Genomic DNA, 21,930 nt, shown 5'->3' on the forward strand with positions numbered 1-21,930 from the left:
CCCTAGGCGCCGAGCCGCCTGCGCTGCCCCCGAGGGCCGCAGAACCCATGCAGCGGCACCGTCGGCCGGTCGGGGTCCACGTCCCGGCGGCCGAGCTATCCGAGCGCGTCCCGCAGGAACCGCACCTGCAGCAGCAGCAGGTTCTCGGCGACGACCTCCTGCGGCGTCATGTGCGTGACGCCCGACAGCGGCAGCACGGTGTGCGGGCGGCCCGCGGCCAGCAGTGCCGAGGACAGCCGCAGCGTGTGCGCGGCCACCACGTTGTCGTCGGCCAGGCCGTGCACCAGCAGCAGGGGGCGGGTCAGCGCGGGGGCGTCGGCGATCAGCGACGAGCGCGTGTAGGCGTCCGGGTGCTGCGCGGGATGGCCCAGGTAGCGCTCGGTGTAGTGGGTGTCGTAGAGCTCCCAGTCGGTGACGGGCGCACCCGCGACGGCGGCGTGGAACACGTCGGGGCGACGCAGCACGGCGAGCGCGGCGAGGTAGCCGCCGAAGGACCAGCCGCGGATGCCGACGCGGGAGAGGTCCAGGTCGGGGTGCTGCGCGGCGACGGCGTGCAGCGCGTCGACCTGGTCGTCGAGCACGGGCGTGGCGAGGTCGCCGTGCACCGCCCGCTCGAACTCCGGCCCGCGCCCGGGCGTGCCCCGGCCGTCGACGACGACGACGGCGAAGCCCTGGTCGGCGAACCACTGGCTGGTCAGGTAGGCCGCGCGCTGGGCGGTGACGCGCTGGGCGTGCGGGCCGCCGTAGGGGTCCATCAGCACCGGCAGCGGGGTGCCCGGCGTGTGACCGGTCGGTAGCAGCACCGCGGTGCGCAACCCCCGCTCGCCGACCTCGTACAGCGCGACGGCGGGCGTCAGGCCGGGCTGCTCGGCCAGCGAGGTGACGGGGAACTCGCCCGCCGCGCTGCGGACGACCGTGCGGGAGCCGTCGGAGAGCAGGTCGCCGCTGGTGACGACGGTGGTGCCGCCCGCGCGGCGCCCCGCGTGGACGCCGGGCGAGGTGTCCACTTCGGCGAGCCCGTCGCCGTCCCACGTCCACAGCCCCACCGAGACGGGGTCGGTGCTCGCCCGGAACAGCACCACGTCGCCGTCGACGTCGACGACCTCGCGCACCTGCACCGCGGGCGGGGTCACCGCCGTGCCGTCGACGACGAGCCGGTGCGCGCCCTCGCGGGACTCGACCGTGACCAGCGCGCCCGAGGCGGTGTGCGCGGGCACGCCGGGGACGACGTCGACCCAGGCCGGGTCGGTGTGCTCGTGCAGGGGCGTCGCGGCGCCGGTCGCGGGGTCGACGAGCGCGGTGCGCAGGGCGGTCTGGTCGCGCGGGGCGGTGGTGACGAGCAGGCCGTGGGTGCCCCAGGCGACCCGGACCAGGTACTCGTCCCCGTCCAGCCGCACCGGGACCCGGGTGCCGTCGAGCGCGACCAGCTCCAGCGTCACCACGGCGTTCGCGGTGCCCGCGGCCGGGTAGGCGACGACGGCCGGGGTGCGCGCGGGGTGCTCGGGGTCGGCGATGTGCCAGCGCTGCACCGGCGTGGTGTCGACGCGGGCCACGGCCAGCCGCTCGCCGTCGGGCGACCACCAGAACCCGCGCATGCGGCCCATCTCCTCGGCCGCGACGAAGTCGGCGAGACCGTGGGTGACGTCCGGGCCGTCCGGCTCGGCGACGGTGGTGGTCGTGCCGTCGGCGAGGTCGTGGACGTGCACCGCGCCCCCGGCCACGTAGCCGACGCGGCGGCCCGTCGGGTCCGGCTGCGGGTCGATCACGCCACCGGGGGAGGGGAGTGCACGGGGCGCGGTCCCCCCGGCGAGGTCGGCGACGTGCAGCTGCCCGGCCAGGGTGAACGCGGCCGTGGAGACCGACCGGTCCGTGGAGTAGCCGACGATGCCGCCCGCCTGCTCCCGGCTGCGCTCGCGCCGGGCCCGCTCCTCGGGCGGCAGGTCGCCGTCGTCGCCCAGCGCCACGGGATCGGCCACCAGGTGCTCCCGCCCGGTGGCGGCGTCGAGCGTCCACATGCAGGTGACCGGGTCGGTACCGCCCCGGCTGCGCAGGAACACCACCCGGGTGCCGTCGGGGGACACGGTCAGGCCGCGGGGGGCGCCGAGGGTGAAGCGTCGGGTGCGGGCCTGGCGGCGGGGGAAGGAGTCGACCACCCCGACAGTCTCCCCGGCCGCCCGGCCCGCCGACCGGGCACTCCCACCCCGCGAGTCGGGACATCCGTGCGACCGAGATGTACCGCGGATGCGGGCGAGGGACCCGGACGTCGGCGGGGCGCGGTCGCACGCGGACGACGTCTCGGTCGCGTGGATGTCCCGACTCGCGGGGGTCAGTCGACGCAGGGCACGGTCGCCGCGGTGATCGGCCGGTCCGCCGGGGTCGTCGCGGTCGTCCCGGGCGGCGCCGGCGCGGAAGGGGCGGGCGCGGAGGGGTCGGGCGCGGAGGGGTCGGGCGCGGAGGGGTCGGGGGAGGAGAGGCGGGCGGCGGAGGGCGGCGGGGACGCCGACGGTGTCGCTCCCGGTCCGGCGCCCCCGACGACCCCGGCGACGAACTCCCGCACCGCGTCGGGGTCGATCTCGACCGCCACGCCGTCGACCGGGGTCTGCAGGTCCGGCCGGCCGGTGGGGACGGTGAGGAACGCGATGTCCCCGCCGGAGGCGCGGCGGAGCTGGGCGACGAGCCGGTCGAGGTCCCAGCCGCGGTCGAGGACGACGTAGCGGGTGACGGCCCCGACCAGCGCGTCGACGCGCGCCGGGTCGGCCAGCGCCCCGGTGCCGAGGGCGCTGCGGGCCAGCCCGGCGAGGAACGCCTGCTGGCGGGTGACGCGGTCGAGGTCACCGGCGGGCAGGTCGCGGCGCTGGCGGACGAACGCGAGCGCGTCGCCGCCGCTGACGATCTGCTGCCCCGCGGGCAGGTCGATGCCCGAGCGCTCCTCGCGGACGGCGGCGTTGAGGCACACCGGGACGCCCCCGATCGCGTCGGTGATCTCCACGAACCCGGCGAGGTTGATCTCCGCGAAGTGGTCGACGCCGACGCCGGTGAGGCTCTCGACCGTGTCGACCAGGGTCCGCCGCCCGGCCTCGCGGGCGGCGCGTTCGAGGGCGGCACCGGTGAGCCCGCGCGCCGTCAGCTCGTCCTCGGCGGCCGACATCCCGCGCCGGTAGGCGGAGTTGACCTTGTGCCGGCCCAGCCCGCCCGCGATGTCGACGAAGGAGTCGCGCGGGATCGACACCGCCGACGCGCTCGCCGTCGTGCCGGCCGGGACGTGCAGCAGGATGATCGTGTCGGTGTTGAACTGGCCCTCGTCGTCGCCCGCCCGCAGCTCGGCGAGCACCTCGGGGGGCAGCGGGTCGCCGGAGGCGTCGGTGCGCGTGTCGATGCCCACCAGCAGCGCGGTGAACTCCTCGTCGAGCCCCGGCGCGGCCTGCTCGCCGAGGGCGCCGCTGGTGACGAGCCCGTCGGACACCTCGCGGTACACCGCCCACGAGTACCCGGTGGTGACCAGCACCGCGACCGAGACCAGCACGACGACACCGCGCACCGCGAGGCCGACCTGACGGGCGATCATGCTGTCCCCTCGTACCGCCCGCGGAACGTCACCCACACCCGGCGGACAGCGGGGGGACACGGCCCAGCCGACGGGCGTCGGTCCAACCGTACCGGCGGACCGACGCCCGCGCCGCAGGTCCGGGCCGCGCCGGACCTGCGACGAAACCTCAGCTGCCGCCGGGGTTCAGGGTGACCTCGATCGGCGCGAAGGACGTGCCCTCCACGTCGACGCCGTCGGCGCGCAGCAGCTCCAGCGCCTGCTCCACGTAGGTGTTGGTGTAGGCGTCGGCGTCCGGGTCGGCCGTGATCACCGTCTGGCCGTCGGCGTTGACGGCGGTGCGCGCGACCTGCACGGTGCGCGCCCACGCGGCCTCGTCGATCGTGCCCGCACCCGCGGGGGCCGGCCAGATCAGCTTGTTGACCTCGTTGACCTGCCACAGCTGGTGGCTGGCCCCCAGCGTCGACCCGGCGGCCACGACGATGTCGCGGCAGGACTCGACGTTGTCGCGGCAGTAGGCCCAGCCCTCCAGCGACGCCGCGACGAACCGCGTCGTCGTGTCCTGGTAGGCGGGGTCGGCCAGGCGCTCGGTGTTGGCCCAGATCGCGTCCTGCAGCATCGCGGTGCCCTGGTCCTCCCAGTTGATCACCGAGAAGTCCGACGGCTGGTAGAGCGCGCCGGTGTCCGGGTTCGTGGCCTCCAGCACCTGCGCGTACTCGTTGTAGGACATGGCCTGCGCGGCGTCGATCTCGCCGGAGAGCAGCGCCTCCATGTCGAACTGCTGCTGCACCAGCGTGACGTCCGCGGCCGGGTTGAGCCCGGCGGCGGTCATACCCGCGAACAGCTCGAACTCGTTGCCGAAGCCCCAGTTCCCGACGCGCCGGCCGGCGAGGTCGGCGGGTGCGGCGATGCCGGAGTCGGCGAAGGACACCTGGTAGGTGCCCGAGCGCTGGAACACCTGGGCGACGTTGGTGATCCCCGCACCCTGCTCGCGCGAGGCGAGCGCCTTGGGCACCCAGGCGATCGCGAAGTCGGCCTGGCCCTGCGCGAGCACCGTCTGCGGGACGATGTCGACCCCGCCCTCCAGGATCTCGACGTCGAGCCCCCGCGCCTCGTAGAAGCCCTGGTCGACGGCCGCGAGGTAGCCGGCGAACTGGCCCTGCGTGAACCACTGCAGCTGCAGCGACACCGGGGTGAGCCCGCCGTCGGCGGGTGGGCCCGCCGACGGCTCGGCGACCGTGGAGCAGGCGGCCAGCGCCACCGCGGAGGCGGCCACCGCGAGGGCCGTTCGGAATCGGGACATGCGCTCTCTCCTCACTGCCGGGGACGGGTCACGAGCCGCTCCAGGAGCAGCCCGGCGAGGTGGTACAGCAGACCGAGCGCGATCGCCGCGACGACGAACGCCCAGGCCCGCGCGTAGGCGGTGTTGGCCGCGGCGGAGGAGATCCGGCTGCCGAGCCCGTTCTGCGGGCCGCCGAAGTACTCCGCGACGATCGAGGCGATCACCGCCGCCGGGGCGGCCAGGCGCAGCCCGGTGACGATGTGGGGCACCGCGCCGGGCAGCCGCACGAACCGCGACGCCTGCCACGGGGTGGCCGCCAGTGCCGTCATCAGGTCGGCGTGCACCGGCTGCACCTGGCGCAGGCCACGCGTGGTGGAGACGAAGACCGGCACCACCACGACCACGGTGACGACCAGCTGCCGCGGCACCTCGGTCGTGGAGCCGAACAGGGTGGTGAACACCGGGGCGAGCGCCACGATCGGCACCGCGCTCGCGGCCAGCACGACCGGTGTCGCCAGCTCGCGCACCGGTCGCGACCACGCCGCCAGCAGCGCCAGCGCCACCCCGAGCAGGAACCCGGCGACGAGCCCGGCCAGCGCGTTGCCCCCGGTCACCGCCGCGGTGGGGAGGATGACGCCGAACTGCGCGCCGACCTGCCCCGCGATCGCGGTGGGCGCGGGCAGCAGGAACGCCGGCACGGCCAGGGCGAGCACCAGCACCTGCCAGAGGACGAGCACGCCCGCCCCGAACGCCAGCGGCGGCAGCCAGGTCCTCATCCGTGCCCCTTGCGCAGGGCCTCGCGCACGTCGGTGATCGCGGTGAAGAACGCGGCGGACTCGCGGACGTCCTCGACGTCGTCGGGGGCCAGGTCGGGGCGGGAGCCGGGGCGCCGCCCGGCGACGACCTCGGTGATCCGCCCGGGCCGCGGCGACATGACGACGACGCGGTCGGAGAGCACCACCGCCTCGGGGATCGAGTGCGTCACGAACAGCACGGCGGCGCGGGTCTCGCCCGCGATGCGCAGCAGCTCGGCCTGCATCCGCTCGCGCGTCATCTCGTCGAGCGCGCCGAACGGCTCGTCCATCAGCAGCAGCGACGGCTTCGGGGCGAGCGCGCGGGCGATCGCGACCCGCTGCTGCATCCCGCCCGAGAGCTCCCCGGGCCGCGACCGCGCGAACTCGGTGAGCCCCACCATCTCCAGCAGCTCCGCGGCCCGCTCACGGCGCTGCGCCCTCGGCACCCCGTGCACGTGCAGCGGGAGCTCGACGTTCTCCGCGACGCTGCGCCACTCCAGCAGCCCGGCCTGCTGGAAGGCGATGCCGTAGTCCTGGTCGAGGCGGGCCTGCGCGGCCGGCTTGCCGCGGACCCGCACCGTGCCCGCGGTCGGCTGCTCCAGGTCGGCGACGACGCGCAGCAGCGTCGACTTCCCGCATCCCGACGGGCCGATCAGCGAGACGAACTCGCCCGCGCCGATCGTCAGCTCGATGCCGTCCAGCGCGCGGACCGGCCCGAACACCTTGTCCACACCGGCCAGCTCGACGGCGGGCCCGCTCACGCGACGCTCCCGCGGTAGCGGCGCAGCGCGAGATCCAGCAGCCCGACGGCCGCGGCGGCGACGAGCCCGAGGACCGCGGCGCCCAGGATCGCGGTGTACATCCGCGACGGGTCGCCGGTGGCCGACTGCGCGTACTCGATGATCAGCCGGCCCACGCCGCCGCGGGTGCCGGTGGAGATCTCCGCGACGATCGCCCCGACGACGGCCGCGGCCGCGGCGAGCCGGACCGCCGGGAGCAGGTGCGGCACCGACGCGGGCAGCCGCAGCCGCAGCAGCGTCGTCCACCAGCCGGCGGCCAGCGACCGGAACAGCTCCACGTCGGCGCGGCGCGGCGAGGTCAGCCCCCGCAGCATCCCGACGGCGATCGGGAAGAACGCGAGGTAGGAGGAGATGACCATGACGCTGGTCCACGGCTGCCAGGGCTGGCCGAGGATCGCGATCTTCCCGCCCCACCCGGCGACGAGCGGCGCGATCGCGATCAGCGGCACCGTCTGGGAGAGCACGACCCAGGGCAGCAGCGCCCGCTCCAGCAGCCCGAACCGGGCCATCGCCAGCGCCAGCACCGCGCCCAGCACCCCGCCGATGACGAGCCCGCCCAGCGCCAGCCCGAGGGTGAACAGCGCGCCGGACGCGACGGCCTCGCCGACCGTCCGCTGGGCCGCGGCGCCCGCGACCTCCGGCTCGCCGAACCGGGCCAGCACCGTCCACACGTGCGGCATCGCGGCGTCGTCGGTGCGGGGGAGCACCCGGGTGTCACCGATGCGCACCCCGTCCTCGGGCAGCACCGCCTTGGCCAGCTCCCACGCCACGACCAACAGGGTGAACGCGACGACCGCGCTGACCGCCGTGCGTAACCGCGCCATCCGTGCAGGGTCCTTCCCGATCAGGTGAAAGGGAAGACTGCGCAGCCCGCATGACGACGACGTTGCGCATCTGTTGCCGTTCGGGGCGGGCGGCGACCCGGCCGGGCTCACAGGTCGACGACCGTGGGCGGGCGTCCTCGCCCGAGCGCCCGGGTCACTCGTCCGGGTGGCGGGTCGCCGTCCACGACCGACGCGCGGCGCGCCGTGCCACGGTGAGGACCGTCCCGAACCCCCCCCGGAGCAGGAGGTCGGTGTTGCTCACGGACGTGTCGTCGCATGACCTCGCGAGGGCCATCGCGTCGCGACTCGACGCCGTCGCCCCCCGGGGCCTACGGGTGACGGACGAGGGCGCGAGCGTCCGCGTGCTGCGCGGTGGTGCCTGGATCGGCGGATCGGCCGCCCCGGAGATCGTCACCGGGCGAGCGGACGAGCGCCGGGTGGAGACGGCGGCCCGGGCCGTGATCAGCGGTGTGCAGGACGTGTTCGCCGAGGTGCTCGCCGAGCCCTGGCCGGCGTCGCGCGGAGAGATGCCGGCCCCGGACGCACGGGTCGAGGAGGGCGTGCTGCACGCATGGTTCGGCTCGGCCGAGCGACCCGTGCTGTCCCTGGAGCCCTACGAGCTGTCCGCGCGGTAGCGACCGATCGACGGACGGACGGTCAGCTCTGGTCCACCCAGCCCTGCGCCTTCCAGTCCGGGATCGACGGGCGCTCCTTGCCGAGCGTGGTGTCGTCGCCGTGGCCGGGGTAGACCCAGGTGTCGTCGGGCAGGACGTCGAACACGCGCTCCTCGAGGTCGGCCACCAGCGACCAGTAGTCCTCCTCGGACCAGGTGCGGCCGGGGCCGCCCGGGAACAGGGAGTCGGCGCTGAACAGGTGCGGGTGCTCGGCGTCGCGGTAGAGCAGCGCGATCGAGCCCTGGGTGTGCCCGCGCAGGTGGATGACCTCCAGCTCGATCTGCCCGAACCGGATCGTGTCGCCGTGCTCGACGAGCTCGTCCATCGGGACCGGCAGCTCGGGGGCGTCGATCGGGTGGGCGATCAGGTGCGGCTGGAACATGCCGGCGACGGCGCCGAGGGCCTGCCAGTGGTCGGCGTGCCGGTGGGAGGTGACCAGCGTCTTCAGCGCGGGGCGGTCGTCACCCGAGCCGATCAGGTCGGCGAGCCGGTCGGCGTCGTTGGCGGCGTCGAGCAGCAGCGCCTCGTTCGTGGCGCGGCAGACCAGGAGGAAGGCGTTGTTGTCCATCGGGCCCACCGACAGCTTGGTGATGGTGAGCGCGTCGAGCACGCGACGGATCGCGGGCCCGCCGGGATCGGTGTGACCGGAATAGGTGTCGAGGACGTCCACGGACGACAGCCTAGTGCGTCACGATCGGGTTCCGGTCGTCACGCGATGCGTTGACATCCCGTCACCCCGCACTACACGATCCGTCCGATTCGCTCCCCCTGTGTAGAACTTTTCACCACCGGCCCGCTCACCGAGGAGTACCGTCATGGAGCACCCCGCCCTGACCCGTCGCCGTCTGCTCGCCCTGTTCGGCGCGGCGGCGACCCTGCCGGTCCTCTCCGCGTGCGGCAGCAGCGTCGGCGGCGGTGGCTCGGCCCCGGCCGCGGGTGGGGGTGGCGGGACGATCAAGGTCGGCCTGGTCGTGCCGCAGTCCGGCGTCTACGCCTCCCTGGGGGAGGACATGACCCGCGGCTGGGAGCTGTGGCTGGAGTCCAACGGCGGGCGGTTCGGCGACTACACCGTCGAGACCGTCGCCGTCGACGAGGGGGAGACCCCGCAGACCGGCGTCCCGGCCGTGCAGCGGGTGATCCAGCAGGACGACGTGGACGTCGTGGTGGGCCTGGTCAACTCGGCCACCGCGCTCGGCGTCAAGGACCTGCTGACGGAGTCGCGCAAGCTGCTCGTCGTCACCAACGCCGGCGCCGAGGGCCTCACCGGCGCGGCGGCCACGCCCTACATCTGGCGCACCTCGTTCACCAACGGGCAGGTCGCCGCCGCGATGGGCACGCACCTGGCCGAGACCGGCTTCGCCGAGGGCGTCTTCCTCATCGCCCCCGACTACGCGGCGGGCACCGAGGTCATCGAGAACTTCAGGGCCGCCTACACCGCGGGCGGCGGCACCATCGCGGGCGAGGCGAAGCCGCCGTTCGGCACCACGTCGGACTACCAGCCGTTCCTGTCGACGATCCAGGCCTCCGGCGCGCGGGCCACCTTCTGCTTCTTCTCCGGCGCCGAGGCGATCACCTTCGTGCAGCAGTACGCGCAGTTCGGGCTCGCCCAGTCGATCCCGCTCTACGGCTCGGGGTTCCTCACCGAGGGCAGCGTGCTGCCGCAGCAGGGCCAGGCCGCGCTCGGGGTCCAGACGACGCTGCACTACACCGACCAGCTCGACAACCCGGCCAACACCGCGTTCGTGGAGGCCTACACCGCGGCCTACGGGGAGTCGCCGAGCACGTTCTCCGTGCAGACCTGGGACGCCGCGAACGTGCTGAACCGCGCGCTGGCCACCGCCACCGCGCTGGACGGCGACTCGCTGGCCGCCGCACTGGGCGGGATCGGCGCCGTCGACGACAGCCCGCGCGGCACCTGGGAGTTCGACGGCCAGACCCCGCGGCAGAACATGTACCTGCGCAGCGTGCAGGACGCGAACGGCACGCTGGTCAACGCGGTGGTCGAGGACCTCGGCCCGCAGAGCCAGCCGGGCTGAGCGCGTGCTCGTCAGCGTCCTCAACGGCTTCGCCATCGGGTTCCTGCTGTTCATCCTGGCGGTCGGGCTCTCGCTCGTGTTCGGGATGATGGACGTCCTCAACCTCGCGCACGGCGCGCTGTTCCTGGGCGGCGCCTACCTCGGGGCGGTACTGGGCGGCAGCTGGGGCGGGTTCCTCGGCGCACTCGGGCTCGCCGCGCTGGGCGGGCTGGCCGGCGGGGTGCTGTTGTCACTGATGACCGAGCCGCTGCGCAGGCGCTCGCACCTGGACCAGGCGCTGCTCACCCTGGGCGTCGCGCTGATCGCCGCGGAGCTGCTGATCATCACCTTCGGTGACGACCCGCTGTCCGCGGCGGCCCCGCCGGGGCTCGACGGCTCGGTGACGGTGCTCGGCGCGGTGTACCCCACCTACCGGCTGCTGATCATCGTGATCGGCGCGGTGCTGGCGCTGGCGGTCTACCTCGTCGTCGACCGGACGCGGGTCGGCGCGCTGGTGCGCGCCACCGTCGACGACCGGGAGATGGTGTCAACGCTGGGGATCGACAACCGGCTCGTCAAGGGCGCGGTGTTCGCGGTCGGGTCGGTGCTGGCGACGGTGGCGGGCGTGCTGGGCGGTCCGATCTACGGCGCCCGCCCCGGCCTCGACGCCACGGTGCTGATCCTCGCGCTCGTCGTCGTCGTGATCGGCGGGCTCGGGTCGGTGCGCGGCGCGCTGGTGGGGGCGCTGGTGATCGGGCAGATCGACACCGTCGGCCGCGTCCTGCTGCCCGACTTCGCCTCGTTCGTGCTGTTCGGCGCGCTCGCGCTGGTGCTGGTGGTGCGGCCGCAGGGCCTGTTCGGCACCCGGGCGGTGGCCCGGTGACCGCCGTCGAACCGTCCGTCGTCCCGGCCACCCCGGCGGCCCGGCGCGGGTACGGCCGCTGGGTCGCGATCGCGGTGCTCGTCGTGCTGGCCGCCGCACCGCTGTTCCTGGCCCCGTTCGCCACCTCGACGCTGAGCCGGGTGCTGGTGTTCGCGCTGTTCGCCGTCAGCCTCGACCTGCTCGTCGGCGTCACCGGGCTGCCCTCGCTCGGGCACGCCGCCTACTTCGGCTCCGGGGCGTACGCGGCGGGCTGGACCTCGATCCACGTCACCGCCGAGGCGCCGGTGCCGCTGCTGGTCGGGGCGGGTGTGGGGGCGCTCGCGGCGGCGTCGACCGGCTGGATCACCGCCCGCTCGGCCGGGGTCTTCTTCCTGATGCTGACCCTCGCCATCGGCGAGCTGGTCGGTCAGGTCGCCAACACCTGGGAGTCGGTGACGGGCGGCGCGAACGGCCTCACCGGCGTGCCCGCGGTGCGCATCGCGGGGCAGCCGCTGGCCAACGCCGGGTTCACCCACTGGTACGTGCTGCTGGTCGCGGCGCTCGGGTTCGCGCTGGTCTGGACGGTGGCGCGGTCGCCCTTCGGTGACGCGCTGCGCGGCATCCGCGACAACGAGCCGCGGATGCGCGCGCTGGGCTACTCGACCTCGCTGTACAAGTACGCGGTGTTCGTGCTGGCCGGGGGCGTCGCGGGGATGGCCGGGTCGCTGCTGGTGGCGCAGCAGCGGCTGGTGTCCACCGCCGACGTCGGGTTCCTCATCTCCTCGCTGATGCTGCTCGCCGTCGTCATCGGCGGGGCCGGGTCGCTGTGGGGGGCGTGCCTGGGCGCGGCGCTGGTGGTCGTCGTCCGCGACGCGCTGGGCCCCACCCTGGACGGGCACGGCCCGCTGGTGCTGGGGATCGTGTTCGTCGCCGTGGTCTACCTGCTGCCCCGCGGGGCGGCCGGGCTGCTGGGGAGGACCCGTTGAGCGCGCTCACCTGCACCGGCGTCGGGCGGGCGTTCGGCGCCCTCAAGGCCGTCGACGACGTCGACCTGGTCGTCGAACCGGGCGCCCGGCACGCCCTGATCGGCCCGAACGGGGCCGGGAAGTCGACGCTGTTCAAGCTGGTCACCGGCACGCTGCGGGCCGACACCGGGCGGGTCGAGCTGGCCGGGCGCGACGTCACCGGCCTGTCGGAGGTGCGCCGCAGCCGGCTGGGGATGAGCCAGACGCTGCAGCACTCCAGCCTGTTCGGGTCGATGACCGCGGCCGAGACGGTGGTGCTCGCGCTGCGGCGCCACGACGGGTCGCGGATCACCCCGTGGCCGCGCCGCGACCCCGCGCTGCGGGAGCGGGCGCAGGAGTCGCTGACCGGCGTCGGGCTCGGCGGGCGCGGCGACACGCCCGTGCCCGCCCTGTCCCACGGCGAGCGCAAGCAGCTGGAGGTCGCGCTGGCCCTGGCCTGCCGCCCGACGCTGTTCCTGCTCGACGAGCCCGCCGCGGGCATGTCCCCGGCCGAGCGGGCCCGGCTCGTCGAGCTGCTCTCCGGGCTGCCGGAGGAGATCACCGTGCTGTTCGTCGAGCACGACCTGGACCTGGTCTTCGCCCTCGCCGACGCCGTCACCGTCCTGCACCTGGGCCGGGTGCTGCTCTCGGGCACCCCGGCCGACGTGCGGGCCAGCGACGCCGTCCGCGAGGCCTACCTCGGCGCGGGCCGCCGCGAGGAGCTGTTCACGCGATGACCCTCTCCGTGCGGGGCCTGGTCTCGGGCTACGACCGCAGCGCGGTGCTCGGCGGCGTCGACCTCGACCTGGCCTCCGGTGCCACCCTGGCCCTGCTCGGGCGCAACGGGGCCGGCAAGTCGACGCTGGTCATGACCCTGGCCGGGCTCGTGCCCGTGACGTCGGGCTCGATCACCGTCGACGGGGTGGAGCTGGCCGGTCGGCGTGCCGACGTCATCGCGCGGGCCGGGGTGGCGCTGGTGCCGCAGGGCCGCCGGGTGTGGTCGACGCTGACGGTGGGGGAGCACCTCGCGCTCGCGTCCCGGTCCCGGAAGGGGACGTGGACCGTCGACGGCATCCTCGACCTGCTGCCGCGGCTGCGGGAGCGGCGCAGGCAGCTCGCCGGGCAGCTCTCCGGCGGCGAGCAGCAGATGCTCGCCGTCGCCCGCGCGCTGCTGACCAACCCGCGGGTGGTGCTGCTCGACGAGCCGTCCGACGGTCTCGCGCCCGCGATCGTCGAGCAGATCGCGGCGGTGGTCACCACGATGCGGTCCGAGGGTGTGGCGGTGCTGCTGGTGGAGCAGGACCTGCACCTGGCGTTCGGGGTGGCCGACGAGGTGGCGGTGATGGCCCGCGGAGAGATCGTGCACCGGGTGCCGACCGCCGAGTTCCGGCGCGACCCCGACACCGCCCAGCGCCTGCTCGGGGTGGCCTGAGCGGCGCGCCTACCCGAACAGGCCCCGGCGGCGGCCGAGCTCGGCGAGGCGGGACTGCAGCTCGCCCTCCCAGTCGTGCCCGAGCGCGTCGTGCCCGACGGTGAACCGCTGGGTGGTGTCGCCGCCGCCGTCGAAGAAACCGCCGGCCTTCCGGTCGCCCACGAGCAGCACGTCGGTGGCGTGCGGCCCGACCAGGAAGACCACCTCGACCTCGGACATGTTGGTGCCGTGCGGCGGGGCGAACTCCACCTCCTGCACGAAGCCCAGCTCGGCGCCGGGCACGCGGGTCTGCTCCAGGTCCGACCGCAGGAACCGGCAGCCGATCCGCTCCAGGGCGGCGCAGATCCGGTCGGCCACCGGCGGCGCGCCCACCCGGATCGGGTCGAGGTCGGTCTTGTCCGTGGACCGCGCGATCTCCAGCTCGGTGCGCAGCCCGAGCCGCACCTTCGGCAGCTCGTGCGGGCCGAGCACGGTGAACGGGGTCTGCAGCGGCAGCCCGACCGCGAACGGCAGCGACCGCCGCTCCCCGGGGTGCAGGGTGAACGGGCCGTGCACCCGCTGCCCGCCGAATCGGCGGTCCGCGGAGTGCTCGCCGTCGTCGGTCTCCACCTCCACGCGGGCCTGCAGGACCATCTCGACGTAGGAGATCTCCTGCTCGAACTCCCCGCCCACGACCTCGACGACACCCTCGACGACGCCACCCGGACGGGCGAGCCCCGTGTGCACCACCGTGTCGATCGTCGTCCCGCCGCCGAACCGTGCCTTGAGCCTCTTGAACACCATGGCGGCGAACCGTAGACCGGTCCGCGGGCCCCGGGGAGGGGGTTTCCACCCGTCACGGAGTGGTGGAACTACGGTGTCGTCCCGATCTCGGACGGGTGACGATCACCGTCGCGCCCGGTACCGTCCCGGGACCGCATGACCATGGGGGACGAACGATGACGCTGCACCGCCTCCGGGTGCTGCCCCGCGACGTCGACGCCGCCGCACTCGGCCTGCTCCTCGACGCCCCCGCGCCGCCGACGCTCGCCGAGCTCGTGCTGCGCCACGGCGACGACCGGCTGGTACTGGGCGTGCTGGGCGCGTCGCACGCCGTCACGGCCACGTCCGGCGGCGGGCGGCTGACCGAGCAGGTCTCCTGCGACGCCGTCGCGGCGGGCGGGCGGCCGCTGCCGCGCAGCACCCGGGCCGGGGCGTACCGGCTGACGTCGGACGCCCGGACGGTCCCCGCGGCCGAGCTCTCGGCCACGGCCGCGCACCTGCGCACCCGCGCCGGCGGGGCCGACTGGGTGTGCGGCGCGTTCCCCGGCGACGGTGCCGCACTCACCGCACTGACCGGTGCCGCCCTGGACGGCGGCTGGACCTGGCGCACCTGGCATCTCTACCCCGGACCCGAGGAGGGCGTGATCGTGACGACGCGGAGCAGGTGGACACCGTGAACCACCACGCGGCGAGGCGCCACGTCGCCGGAGCGGCCCTCGCCCTCGCCCTGCTGACCGGCTGCGGCGCGGGCTCGGACGTGCGCGGCTTCCTCGAGGACACCTTCGACGAGCAGAGCGAGTCCGGCGACACCAGCACCTACCTGGCCGCGGCCCCCGTCGCCGCCGCGACCTCGCAGATCGCCGGGGCCGTCCCGCCCGCGGCACAGGCGAGCGACGCGGGCAGCGAGTACCTGCGCTACGACGACGACATCGTCGTGGTCAGCCCGGCGAGCGGCGGCAGCACCGTCCGGGTCGAGGACCTCGACGGCGCCTACCGGGACGGCTCGTACGCCTACCTCGGCCAGGGCTTCACCCCCGGTTCCCCCGCCGCCACCGACGATGACGACGACGACGTGAAGTGAGGATGATCTTCGCCATGGAGTTCGGATCCGTGGACGCCGGCCTGCTCGGCCAGGGCGTCCTCGCCACCCTGCTGTACTTCGTCATCGGCTTCGCCGTGCTGGCGCTGGGCTTCGTCGTGCTCGACGTGCTGACGCCGGGCAACCTGCGCCGGCAGGTCTACACCGACCGCAACCCCAACGCCGCGATCCTGCTCGCGGCCAACCACCTCGCGCTGGCGCTGATCGTCGTCACGGCCATCCTGACCAGCGACGACTCGCTGGGCCAGGGTCTGGTCGACTCGCTGGTCTACGGCCTGCTCGGCGTGGTGCTCCAGGGTGTGGCGCTGCGGCTGCTCGACGCGTTCGTGCCCGGGCACCTGCGCGCGCTGGTCACCGAGCCGCGGATGAGCGGCGCCGCGTGGGCGGTCGGGTCGAGCCTGCTCGCGATCGGGGCGGTGAACGCGGCGGCCCTGTCATGAGGCGGCGGGTCGTGACGGCGTGACCGCGCCCCCGGTCCTCGCCGTCCCCGACGGCGCGCCGCCGCTGGGGTCGCGGCGGGCCCGCCCGCTGCTGCTGGCCGCGGTGGCGGTGTGCGCGGCCTGCGGGCTGGTCTACGAGCTGGTCCTGCTCACCCTGGCCGTCACCCTCGCCGGTGGCGGGATCGCGGTCACCTCGCTGATCGTGGCCGGGTTCGTCGCGGCGCTGGGCGTCGGGGCGCTGGCGGCCAAGCCGCTGCTCGCCCACGCGGCCCCGGCGTTCGTCGCACTGGAGATCGTGCTCGGCGTGGTCGGCGGGCTCTCGGCGACCGCGCTCTACGTCGCCTTCTCCTTCCACGGCACCAGCAGCGCCGTGCTCGTGCTCGCCACGGCCGTCATCGGCGTCCTGGTCGGCGCCGAGGTGCCGCTGCTGATGACGCTGCTCGCCGGCGACGGGCGCTCGGCCGGGCGGCTGGTCGCCGACCTCAACGCCGCCGACTACGCCGGAGCGCTCGTCGGCGGCCTGGCCTGGCCGTTCGTGCTGCTGCCGCTGGTGGGGCAGATCCGCGGGTCGGCGGTCACCGGCATGGTCAACCTCGTGGCGGCCGCCGTCGTCGCGGCGTTCGTGCTGCGCGGGCGGCTGGGGGTGCGGGCGCGGGCGCTGGCCACGGCGGCGCTGCTGGTCGCCGCGACGGTCCTCGCCGTGCTGCTGGTGCAGGCGCAGGACATCGTCGAGACGTCGCGCCAACGGCTCTACGCCGACCCCGTCGTCGCCGACCTGACCTCGGCCTACCAGCAGATCGTGCTCACGCAGCGGGGCCCGGACCTGCGCCTCTACCTCGACGGCGACCTGCAGTTCTCCTCGGTCGACGAGCACCGCTACACCGAGGCGCTGGTGCACCCGGTCCTGTCGCGCGACCCGTCGCGGGTACTGGTGCTCGGCGGCGGCGACGGCCTGGCGGCGCGGGAGCTGCTGCGGCACCCGTCGGTGACCGAGGTGGTGCAGGTCGAGCTGGACCCGGCCGTCCTCGACCTGGCGCGCACCCGGCTCGCCGAGATCAACCACCACGCCCTGGACGACCCGCGCGTGCGGCTGGTCGTCGACGACGGGTTCCGCTGGCTGCGCGACGCCGGGCGGGCGGGCGACGGCACCGCCGGGTTCGATGCCGTGGTCGTCGACCTGCCCGACCCGGACACCCCCACGCTGGGGCGCCTGTACTCCACCGAGTTCTACGGGCTGGTCGCCCGCGTGCTGGCCCCCGGCGGGCAGCTCGTCGTGCAGTCGGGCAGCCCGTACTCGACACCGCAGGCGTACTGGCGGACGGTGTCGACGGTCGCGTCGGCCGGGCTCGGCGTCACGCCGTACCACGTGCACGTGCCCAGCTTCGGCGACTGGGGCTTCACCCTCGCGCAGGCCGGTGGGCCGCCGCCGCTCGCGCTGTCGCCACGAGCCCCGGAGCTGCGGTTCCTCGACGACGCCGGGCTCGCGGCGGCGGCGGTGTTCCCGCGCGACCGGCCGCGACTGGACCTGGAGCCCTCCACCCTGGACCGGCCACTGATCGTCGACGACACCCGGGCCGGGTACGCGCGCTGATCAGCCGGTGCGCAGCACCGTGCGGATCGGCACGGCGTCGCGCAGCAGCCGGGTGACGGGGGTGTTGTCGACCTCCGCGGAGAGCTGCTCGCGCAGGTCCGGCTCCACGGCCGCGACGACGGTGACCGTGCGCACCAGCATCGGGCTCGGCCCGCCCTGCACCGCGACCCGCACCTCGACGTCGCCGGGCGGGACGTGCCAGCGCCGCAGGAACGTGCGCACCGACATCACCGTGCACGACGACAGCGAGGCCGCGAGCAGCCCGAACGGGGTCGCCCCGGCCGGTTCGGGACCACTGTCGGCCGGGATCTCGCAGTGCAGCGAGAAGCCGTTGACGTCGACGTCGGCGTACCGGCCGTCCCCGTCGGCGAGACGGGCGGTGGACCAGACGTTCGGCTCTCCCACGTCGCGCAGGGTAGCCCGGGGCCATGATCGTCAGTTGGGCGCGTTCCCGGCGGGATCCCACCGGGAACGCGCCCAACCGGTGATCATGAGCCCGTCCGGGCGGCGCCGCGCCGGTGCGGTGCCCGGCGTCCGGCGTCCGGGGACGGGGGACGAGCACGTCCGGGCCCGTGGCCGCCCGGCGCACCCCGGCGACCGGTCGCCGTCGCGTACGATCGGGGCACGGGGACCGGACAGCGGCGTCGATCGCCGCCGACGCGGGCCGGGGCCCGGATGACCTGCGGTTCCGCCCGGGCGCGGAATCCCGGCGGGCGCCTTCTCGAACGTCTGTGCGATCCTCGGCGTCGGCGCGTGGTTGTCGGTGCCCGTGCCTAGCATGGGGAGACCGGCGAGAGCACCGCCGTTTCGCCCCTCCCCGGATCCCAGGAGGCCATTCGTGGCGGATCGACTGATCGTGCGCGGCGCCCGCGAGCACAACCTGCGCGGCGTCGACCTCGACCTGCCGCGCGACAGCATGGTCGTGTTCACCGGGCTCTCCGGCTCGGGCAAGTCCAGCCTGGCGTTCGACACGATCTTCGCCGAGGGCCAGCGCCGCTACGTCGAGTCGCTCTCGGCGTACGCGCGCCAGTTCCTCGGCCAGATGGACAAGCCCGACGTCGACTTCATCGAGGGGCTCTCGCCCGCGGTGTCGATCGACCAGAAGTCCACCAACCGCAACCCGCGCTCCACCGTCGGCACGATCACCGAGGTCTACGACTACCTGCGCCTGCTCTACGCCCGCGCCGGCGTCCCGCACTGCCCGGTCTGCGGGCACGTGATCGAGAAGCAGACGCCGCAGCAGATCGTCGACCAGGTCCTCGCCATGGAGGAGGGCGCCCGGTTCCAGGTGCTGGCCCCGGTCGTGCGCACCCGCAAGGGCGAGTTCGTCGACCTGTTCTCCCAGCTCCAGACGCAGGGCTACTCGCGCGTGCTCGTCGACGGCACGGTGTACCAGCTCGCCGACCCGCCGAAGCTCAAGAAGCAGGAGAAGCACGACATCTCCGTGGTGGTCGACCGGCTCACCGTCAAGGGATCGGCCAAGCAGCGGCTCACCGACTCGGTCGAGACGGCGCTGCGGCTGGCCGACGGACTCGTCGTGCTCGACTTCGTCGACCTGCCCGAGGACGACCCGCACCGCGAGGTCCGGTTCTCCGAGCGGATGTCGTGCCCCAACGGGCACCCGCTCGCGCTCGACGAGCTGGAGCCCCGCACGTTCTCCTTCAACTCCCCCTACGGCGCCTGCCCGGAGTGCGGCGGCATCGGGATCAAGAAGGAGGTCGATCCCGAGCTGGTGATCCCCGACCCCGACGCGAGCCTGGCCGGCGGGGCCATCGCGCCATGGTCGTCGGGGCAGTCGGCGGAGTACTTCGGGCGGCTGCTGGAAGGGCTGGCGAGCGCCGTCGGGTTCCGGATGGACACCCCGTGGCGCAAGCTGTCGGCCGCCGAGCAGAAGGCCGTGCTGCACGGCAGCGACGACCAGGTGCACGTGCGCTACCGCAACCGCTACGGCCGGGAGCGGTCCTACTACGCGGCCTACGAGGGCGTCATCCCGTTCCTGGAGCGCCGGCTCGACCAGACGGAGTCCGACTCGCAGCGCGAACGCTACGAGGGCTACATGCGCGACGTGCCGTGCCCGGTCTGCCGGGGCGCGCGGCTGCGGCCCGAGGTTCTCGCCGTCACCCTCACCCACCGCGAGCACGGTGAGCGCTCGATCGCCGAGATCTCCGCGATGTCGGTGGCGGAGTGCTCGGAGTTCCTCGGTGGCATGGTGCTCGACCAGCGCCAGACGATCATCGCGGGCTCCATCCTCAAGGAGGTGCAGGCGCGGCTGGGGTTCCTGCTCGACGTGGGCCTGCACTACCTCTCGCTCGACCGCGCCGCAGGCTCGCTGTCCGGCGGGGAGGCCCAGCGCATCCGGCTGGCCACGCAGATCGGGTCCGGGCTGGTCGGGGTGCTCTACGTCCTCGACGAGCCGTCGATCGGGCTGCACCAGCGCGACAACCGCCGCCTGATCCAGACGCTGGTCCGGCTCCGCGACCTGGGCAACACGCTGATCGTCGTCGAGCACGACGAGGACACCATCCGCGCGTCCGACTGGGCCGTCGACATCGGCCCGGGCGCGGGGGAGCACGGCGGGCACATCGTGCACAGCGGCCCGGTCGCCGAGCTGGAGTCGCACGACACCTCGATCACCGGCGCGTACCTGTCCGGGCGCCGCTCGATCCCGGTGCCGGCGACGCGGCGTGCGATCGACCCGGACCGCAAGGTCACGATCGTCGGCGCGCGGGAGCACAACCTGCGCGGCATCGACGTCGACATCCCGCTCGGCGCGCTGGTCTCGATCACCGGGGTGTCCGGGTCGGGCAAGTCCACGCTGGTCAACGACATCCTGGCCACGGTGCTGGCCAACAAGCTCAACGGCGCCCGCCAGGTGCCGGGCCGGCACACCCGGATCACCGGGCTCGACGGGCTCGACAAGCTCGTGCGCGTCGACCAGAGCCCGATCGGCCGCACCCCGCGGTCCAACCCGGCCACCTACACCGGCGTGTGGGACCAGGTGCGCAAGCTGTTCGCCTCCACCACCGAGGCCAAGGTCCGCGGGTACCAGCCCGGCCGGTTCTCCTTCAACGTCAAGGGCGGGCGCTGCGAGGCGTGCTCCGGCGACGGCACGATCAAGATCGAGATGAACTTCCTGCCCGACGTCTACGTGCCCTGCGAGGTCTGCAAGGGCGCCCGCTACAACCGCGAGACGCTCGAGGTGCACTACAAGGGCAAGACCGTCGCCGACGTGCTCGACATGCCGATCGAGGAGGGCGCGGAGTTCTTCGCCCCGATCAACTCGATCAGCCGCTACCTGCGCACGCTGGTCGACGTCGGGCTCGGGTACGTGCGGCTCGGCCAGCCCGCGCCCACGCTGTCCGGCGGCGAGGCCCAGCGGGTGAAGCTGGCGTCGGAGCTGCAGAAGCGGTCGAACGGCCGCACGATCTACATCCTCGACGAGCCCACCACCGGCCTGCACTTCGAGGACATCCGCAAGCTGCTGCTCGTCATCAACGGGCTGGTCGACAAGGGCAACTCGGTGCTGGTCATCGAGCACAACCTCGACGTGATCAAGACCAGCGACTGGGTCATCGACATGGGCCCGGAGGGCGGCTCGGGCGGCGGCACGGTCGTCGCGCAGGGCACCCCGGAGCAGATCGCCGCGCACCCCACGAGCTACACGGGACAGTTCCTGAAGGGTCTGGTCACGCCCGAGGAGCCCCGGAAGGCCCCCGCCCGCCGGCGCCGGGCGGCCGCCGCCCGCTGACGGACCGGGTCGTACACCGACCCGGGTTCGCGCGCGCTGACGGGTTTCGCGCGGCCCCGGGGGCGTGCGCGACCCGGGACGGCGAGCGGGACCCGGGGTGCGGGCGCCGGACGGGACGGTTGCCGGCTCCGGGTCGGTACCGCCGCGGGAGCGGTCATCGATCACGCGCGGTCACCGGGTGATCCGCTGCCCAGGTGCGGTGTCGCGGCGTTCGGCGGAGCCGGCACACGACGGTGGACCCCTCGTGGAAACACTGTTACAGAGGGGTGGGCCCGCGCGGGGTGGGCGGGATGAGCGGGTGACACGGCATGACGGACACGCTCGACTGCCTCGCGTTCCCCGCCACCGAACCCCCGTTCCCCGAAGCGCTCGGGGTGGCCGAACGCATCGAGGCGGGGGTGTTCAGGGCGCGCTTCGGCGAGACCGCCGAGAACCTGCGGTCCTACTACGCCGCGCACCTCCCGCAGACCCGGATCGTGCTCGTCCGCGCCGGCGGCTGGGCCGGGATGATGCGCCTGGGCCTGCCGGGGCCGCTCGCCTCGCTCAGCCTGGAGGACGCCGGGGCGCCACCGTTCGGGGTCGACCTGCGGGCCGAGCTGGCGGGCGCCGCACCGGTGGTGTTCCTCGACGTCCTCACCACGGCGGTCCGCAGGCGCTTCCGCAACCGCCGCGTCTTCGAGCAGATGCTGCGGGCCGCGGCGGACGTCGCCGCCGAGCACGGGTGCACGCACGTGATCGCGATGGTCGACCGGCGGGTACTGGTCTACCTGCGCCGGCGGCGCCTGGCCTGCACCGTGCACTCGGGCTGGCACCGCTACTACGGATCGCCCGCCACGGGCGTGGTGTCGGTCGGGACGGCCGAGCTGCGCCGCTGGCTCGACCGCGCGGATCAGGCCAGCCGGTAGAAGCGGAAGAACGCGTCCTCGACCGGCAGGATCTCGGCGCCGCCGTCGAACCGGGCGCGGCGCAGTTTGCGGGCGGCACTTGAGACTCGGGCCGCACACGAGGCTGGGGCCGCACATGAGGCTGGGGCCGCACATGAGGCTGGGGCCGCACATT

At 74.4% G+C, this 21,930-nt stretch carries 21 protein-coding genes; 12 read left to right on the forward strand and 9 right to left on the reverse strand.

What is annotated here, in order from left to right:
* Positions 1-95: 95 nt before the first annotated feature.
* The 6 genes from PHY01_RS24965 to PHY01_RS24990 all read right to left on the reverse strand — a co-directional run bounded on the left by PHY01_RS24965 (position 96) and on the right by PHY01_RS24990 (position 7,244).
* A complete protein-coding gene (locus tag PHY01_RS24965) occupies positions 96-2,153 on the reverse strand; it encodes a S9 family peptidase (protein ID WP_141282547.1) in 2,058 nt (685 codons plus the stop codon).
* Between the two features lie 173 nt (positions 2,154-2,326).
* A complete protein-coding gene (locus PHY01_RS24970; protein WP_141282549.1) occupies positions 2,327-3,565 on the reverse strand; it encodes an LCP family protein in 1,239 nt (412 codons plus the stop codon).
* Positions 3,566-3,713: 148 nt separating this feature from the next.
* Positions 3,714-4,847 (reverse strand): ABC transporter substrate-binding protein, encoded by a 1,134-nt coding sequence (locus PHY01_RS24975; RefSeq protein WP_141282551.1) that lies wholly within the window; start codon positions 4,845-4,847, stop codon positions 3,714-3,716.
* An 11-nt stretch (positions 4,848-4,858) separates the two neighbouring features.
* On the reverse strand, positions 4,859-5,602 hold the full coding sequence (locus PHY01_RS24980) for an ABC transporter permease (protein WP_141282553.1): 744 nt from the start codon (positions 5,600-5,602) through the stop codon (positions 4,859-4,861).
* The gene (locus PHY01_RS24985) at positions 5,599-6,381 is read right to left on the reverse strand and encodes an ABC transporter ATP-binding protein (RefSeq protein ID WP_141282556.1); all 783 of its coding nucleotides are present in this window, start codon (positions 6,379-6,381) and stop codon (positions 5,599-5,601) included. The genes PHY01_RS24980 and PHY01_RS24985 overlap by 4 nt, the downstream gene beginning before the upstream one ends.
* Positions 6,378-7,244, reverse strand: a complete 867-nt coding sequence (locus tag PHY01_RS24990) for an ABC transporter permease (protein WP_141282558.1) — start codon at positions 7,242-7,244, stop codon at positions 6,378-6,380. The genes PHY01_RS24985 and PHY01_RS24990 overlap by 4 nt, the downstream gene beginning before the upstream one ends.
* A 335-nt stretch (positions 7,245-7,579) precedes the next feature.
* Between PHY01_RS24990 and PHY01_RS24995 the strand changes: the two genes are divergently transcribed.
* Positions 7,580-7,879, forward strand: coding sequence for a hypothetical protein (locus PHY01_RS24995; RefSeq protein WP_141282560.1), 300 nt, complete (start codon positions 7,580-7,582; stop codon positions 7,877-7,879).
* 22 nt (positions 7,880-7,901) lie between these two features.
* Here PHY01_RS24995 and PHY01_RS25000 read toward each other — a convergent pair whose 3' ends face one another.
* On the reverse strand, positions 7,902-8,588 hold the full coding sequence (locus tag PHY01_RS25000; RefSeq protein WP_141282562.1) for an MBL fold metallo-hydrolase: 687 nt from the start codon (positions 8,586-8,588) through the stop codon (positions 7,902-7,904).
* A gap of 145 nt (positions 8,589-8,733) precedes the next feature.
* Here PHY01_RS25000 and PHY01_RS25005 point away from each other — a divergent pair, with 145 nt between their 5' ends.
* From PHY01_RS25005 to PHY01_RS25025, 5 genes are read left to right on the forward strand one after another with little or no spacing between them, the layout of a single operon-like run.
* Complete coding sequence (locus PHY01_RS25005; RefSeq protein WP_141282564.1) at positions 8,734-9,954, forward strand: ABC transporter substrate-binding protein; 1,221 nt, start codon at positions 8,734-8,736, stop codon at positions 9,952-9,954.
* Between the two features lie 4 nt (positions 9,955-9,958).
* Positions 9,959-10,816 carry a branched-chain amino acid ABC transporter permease gene (locus PHY01_RS25010; RefSeq protein ID WP_141282566.1) on the forward strand — a complete coding sequence of 286 codons (858 nt, stop codon included), beginning with the start codon at positions 9,959-9,961 and terminating at the stop codon, positions 10,814-10,816.
* Positions 10,813-11,781, forward strand: a complete 969-nt coding sequence (locus PHY01_RS25015; protein WP_141282568.1) for a branched-chain amino acid ABC transporter permease — start codon at positions 10,813-10,815, stop codon at positions 11,779-11,781. The genes PHY01_RS25010 and PHY01_RS25015 overlap by 4 nt, the downstream gene beginning before the upstream one ends.
* Positions 11,778-12,536: an ABC transporter ATP-binding protein gene (locus PHY01_RS25020; protein ID WP_141282570.1), complete on the forward strand. Its 759-nt coding sequence runs from the start codon at positions 11,778-11,780 to the stop codon at positions 12,534-12,536. Before PHY01_RS25015 ends, PHY01_RS25020 begins: the two co-directional genes overlap by 4 nt.
* The gene (locus PHY01_RS25025) at positions 12,533-13,231 is read left to right on the forward strand and encodes an ABC transporter ATP-binding protein (protein WP_141282572.1); all 699 of its coding nucleotides are present in this window, start codon (positions 12,533-12,535) and stop codon (positions 13,229-13,231) included. The genes PHY01_RS25020 and PHY01_RS25025 overlap by 4 nt, the downstream gene beginning before the upstream one ends.
* 9 nt (positions 13,232-13,240) lie before the next feature.
* Here PHY01_RS25025 and PHY01_RS25030 read toward each other — a convergent pair whose 3' ends face one another.
* Positions 13,241-14,014, reverse strand: a complete 774-nt coding sequence (locus PHY01_RS25030) for a sporulation protein (protein WP_141282574.1) — start codon at positions 14,012-14,014, stop codon at positions 13,241-13,243.
* Between the two features lie 155 nt (positions 14,015-14,169).
* Between PHY01_RS25030 and PHY01_RS25035 the strand changes: the two genes are divergently transcribed.
* The 4 genes from PHY01_RS25035 to PHY01_RS25050 are packed head-to-tail and all read left to right on the forward strand — an operon-like array spanning position 14,170 to position 17,123.
* Positions 14,170-14,670: a DUF2617 family protein gene (locus tag PHY01_RS25035; protein WP_141282576.1), complete on the forward strand. Its 501-nt coding sequence runs from the start codon at positions 14,170-14,172 to the stop codon at positions 14,668-14,670.
* Positions 14,667-15,074, forward strand: a complete 408-nt coding sequence (locus PHY01_RS25040; protein WP_141282578.1) for a DUF4247 domain-containing protein — start codon at positions 14,667-14,669, stop codon at positions 15,072-15,074. The genes PHY01_RS25035 and PHY01_RS25040 overlap by 4 nt, the downstream gene beginning before the upstream one ends.
* Positions 15,075-15,088: 14 nt before the next feature.
* Positions 15,089-15,532, forward strand: a complete 444-nt coding sequence (locus PHY01_RS25045) for a DUF350 domain-containing protein (RefSeq protein WP_141282580.1) — start codon at positions 15,089-15,091, stop codon at positions 15,530-15,532.
* A 19-nt stretch (positions 15,533-15,551) separates the two neighbouring features.
* On the forward strand, positions 15,552-17,123 hold the full coding sequence (locus PHY01_RS25050) for a polyamine aminopropyltransferase (RefSeq protein WP_141282582.1): 1,572 nt from the start codon (positions 15,552-15,554) through the stop codon (positions 17,121-17,123).
* On the opposite strand, the gene PHY01_RS25055 is transcribed toward PHY01_RS25050, so the two are convergent.
* Positions 17,124-17,528, reverse strand: coding sequence for an OsmC family protein (locus PHY01_RS25055; protein ID WP_170183973.1), 405 nt, complete (start codon positions 17,526-17,528; stop codon positions 17,124-17,126).
* 433 nt (positions 17,529-17,961) lie between these two features.
* Here PHY01_RS25055 and uvrA point away from each other — a divergent pair, with 433 nt between their 5' ends.
* Positions 17,962-20,871 carry an excinuclease ABC subunit UvrA gene (gene uvrA / locus PHY01_RS25060; RefSeq protein ID WP_141282586.1) on the forward strand — a complete coding sequence of 970 codons (2,910 nt, stop codon included), beginning with the start codon at positions 17,962-17,964 and terminating at the stop codon, positions 20,869-20,871.
* 308 nt (positions 20,872-21,179) lie between these two features.
* Positions 21,180-21,776, forward strand: a complete 597-nt coding sequence (locus PHY01_RS25065) for a hypothetical protein (RefSeq protein WP_141282588.1) — start codon at positions 21,180-21,182, stop codon at positions 21,774-21,776.
* Positions 21,777-21,930 lie beyond the last annotated feature (154 nt).

The organism is Pseudonocardia hydrocarbonoxydans (genome assembly GCF_006539565.1).
Classification (GTDB): domain Bacteria; phylum Actinomycetota; class Actinomycetes; order Mycobacteriales; family Pseudonocardiaceae; genus Pseudonocardia; species Pseudonocardia hydrocarbonoxydans.

What these genes read in the sequence shown, in the direction of transcription:
- PHY01_RS25030 (WP_141282574.1), bottom strand. Translation starts at nt 14,014, where the DNA reads ATGGTGTTCAAGAGGCTCAAGGCACGGTTCGGCGGCGGGACGACGATC.
- PHY01_RS24970 (WP_141282549.1), bottom strand. Translation starts at nt 3,565, where the DNA reads ATGATCGCCCGTCAGGTCGGCCTCGCGGTGCGCGGTGTCGTCGTGCTG.
- PHY01_RS25005 (WP_141282564.1), top strand. Translation starts at nt 8,734, where the DNA reads ATGGAGCACCCCGCCCTGACCCGTCGCCGTCTGCTCGCCCTGTTCGGC.
- PHY01_RS25025 (WP_141282572.1), top strand. Translation starts at nt 12,533, where the DNA reads ATGACCCTCTCCGTGCGGGGCCTGGTCTCGGGCTACGACCGCAGCGCG.
- PHY01_RS25035 (WP_141282576.1), top strand. Translation starts at nt 14,170, where the DNA reads ATGACGCTGCACCGCCTCCGGGTGCTGCCCCGCGACGTCGACGCCGCC.
- PHY01_RS24990 (WP_141282558.1), bottom strand. Translation starts at nt 7,244, where the DNA reads ATGGCGCGGTTACGCACGGCGGTCAGCGCGGTCGTCGCGTTCACCCTG.
- PHY01_RS25065 (WP_141282588.1), top strand. Translation starts at nt 21,180, where the DNA reads ATGACGGACACGCTCGACTGCCTCGCGTTCCCCGCCACCGAACCCCCG.
- PHY01_RS25045 (WP_141282580.1), top strand. Translation starts at nt 15,089, where the DNA reads ATGGAGTTCGGATCCGTGGACGCCGGCCTGCTCGGCCAGGGCGTCCTC.
- PHY01_RS24975 (WP_141282551.1), bottom strand. Translation starts at nt 4,847, where the DNA reads ATGTCCCGATTCCGAACGGCCCTCGCGGTGGCCGCCTCCGCGGTGGCG.
- PHY01_RS24980 (WP_141282553.1), bottom strand. Translation starts at nt 5,602, where the DNA reads ATGAGGACCTGGCTGCCGCCGCTGGCGTTCGGGGCGGGCGTGCTCGTC.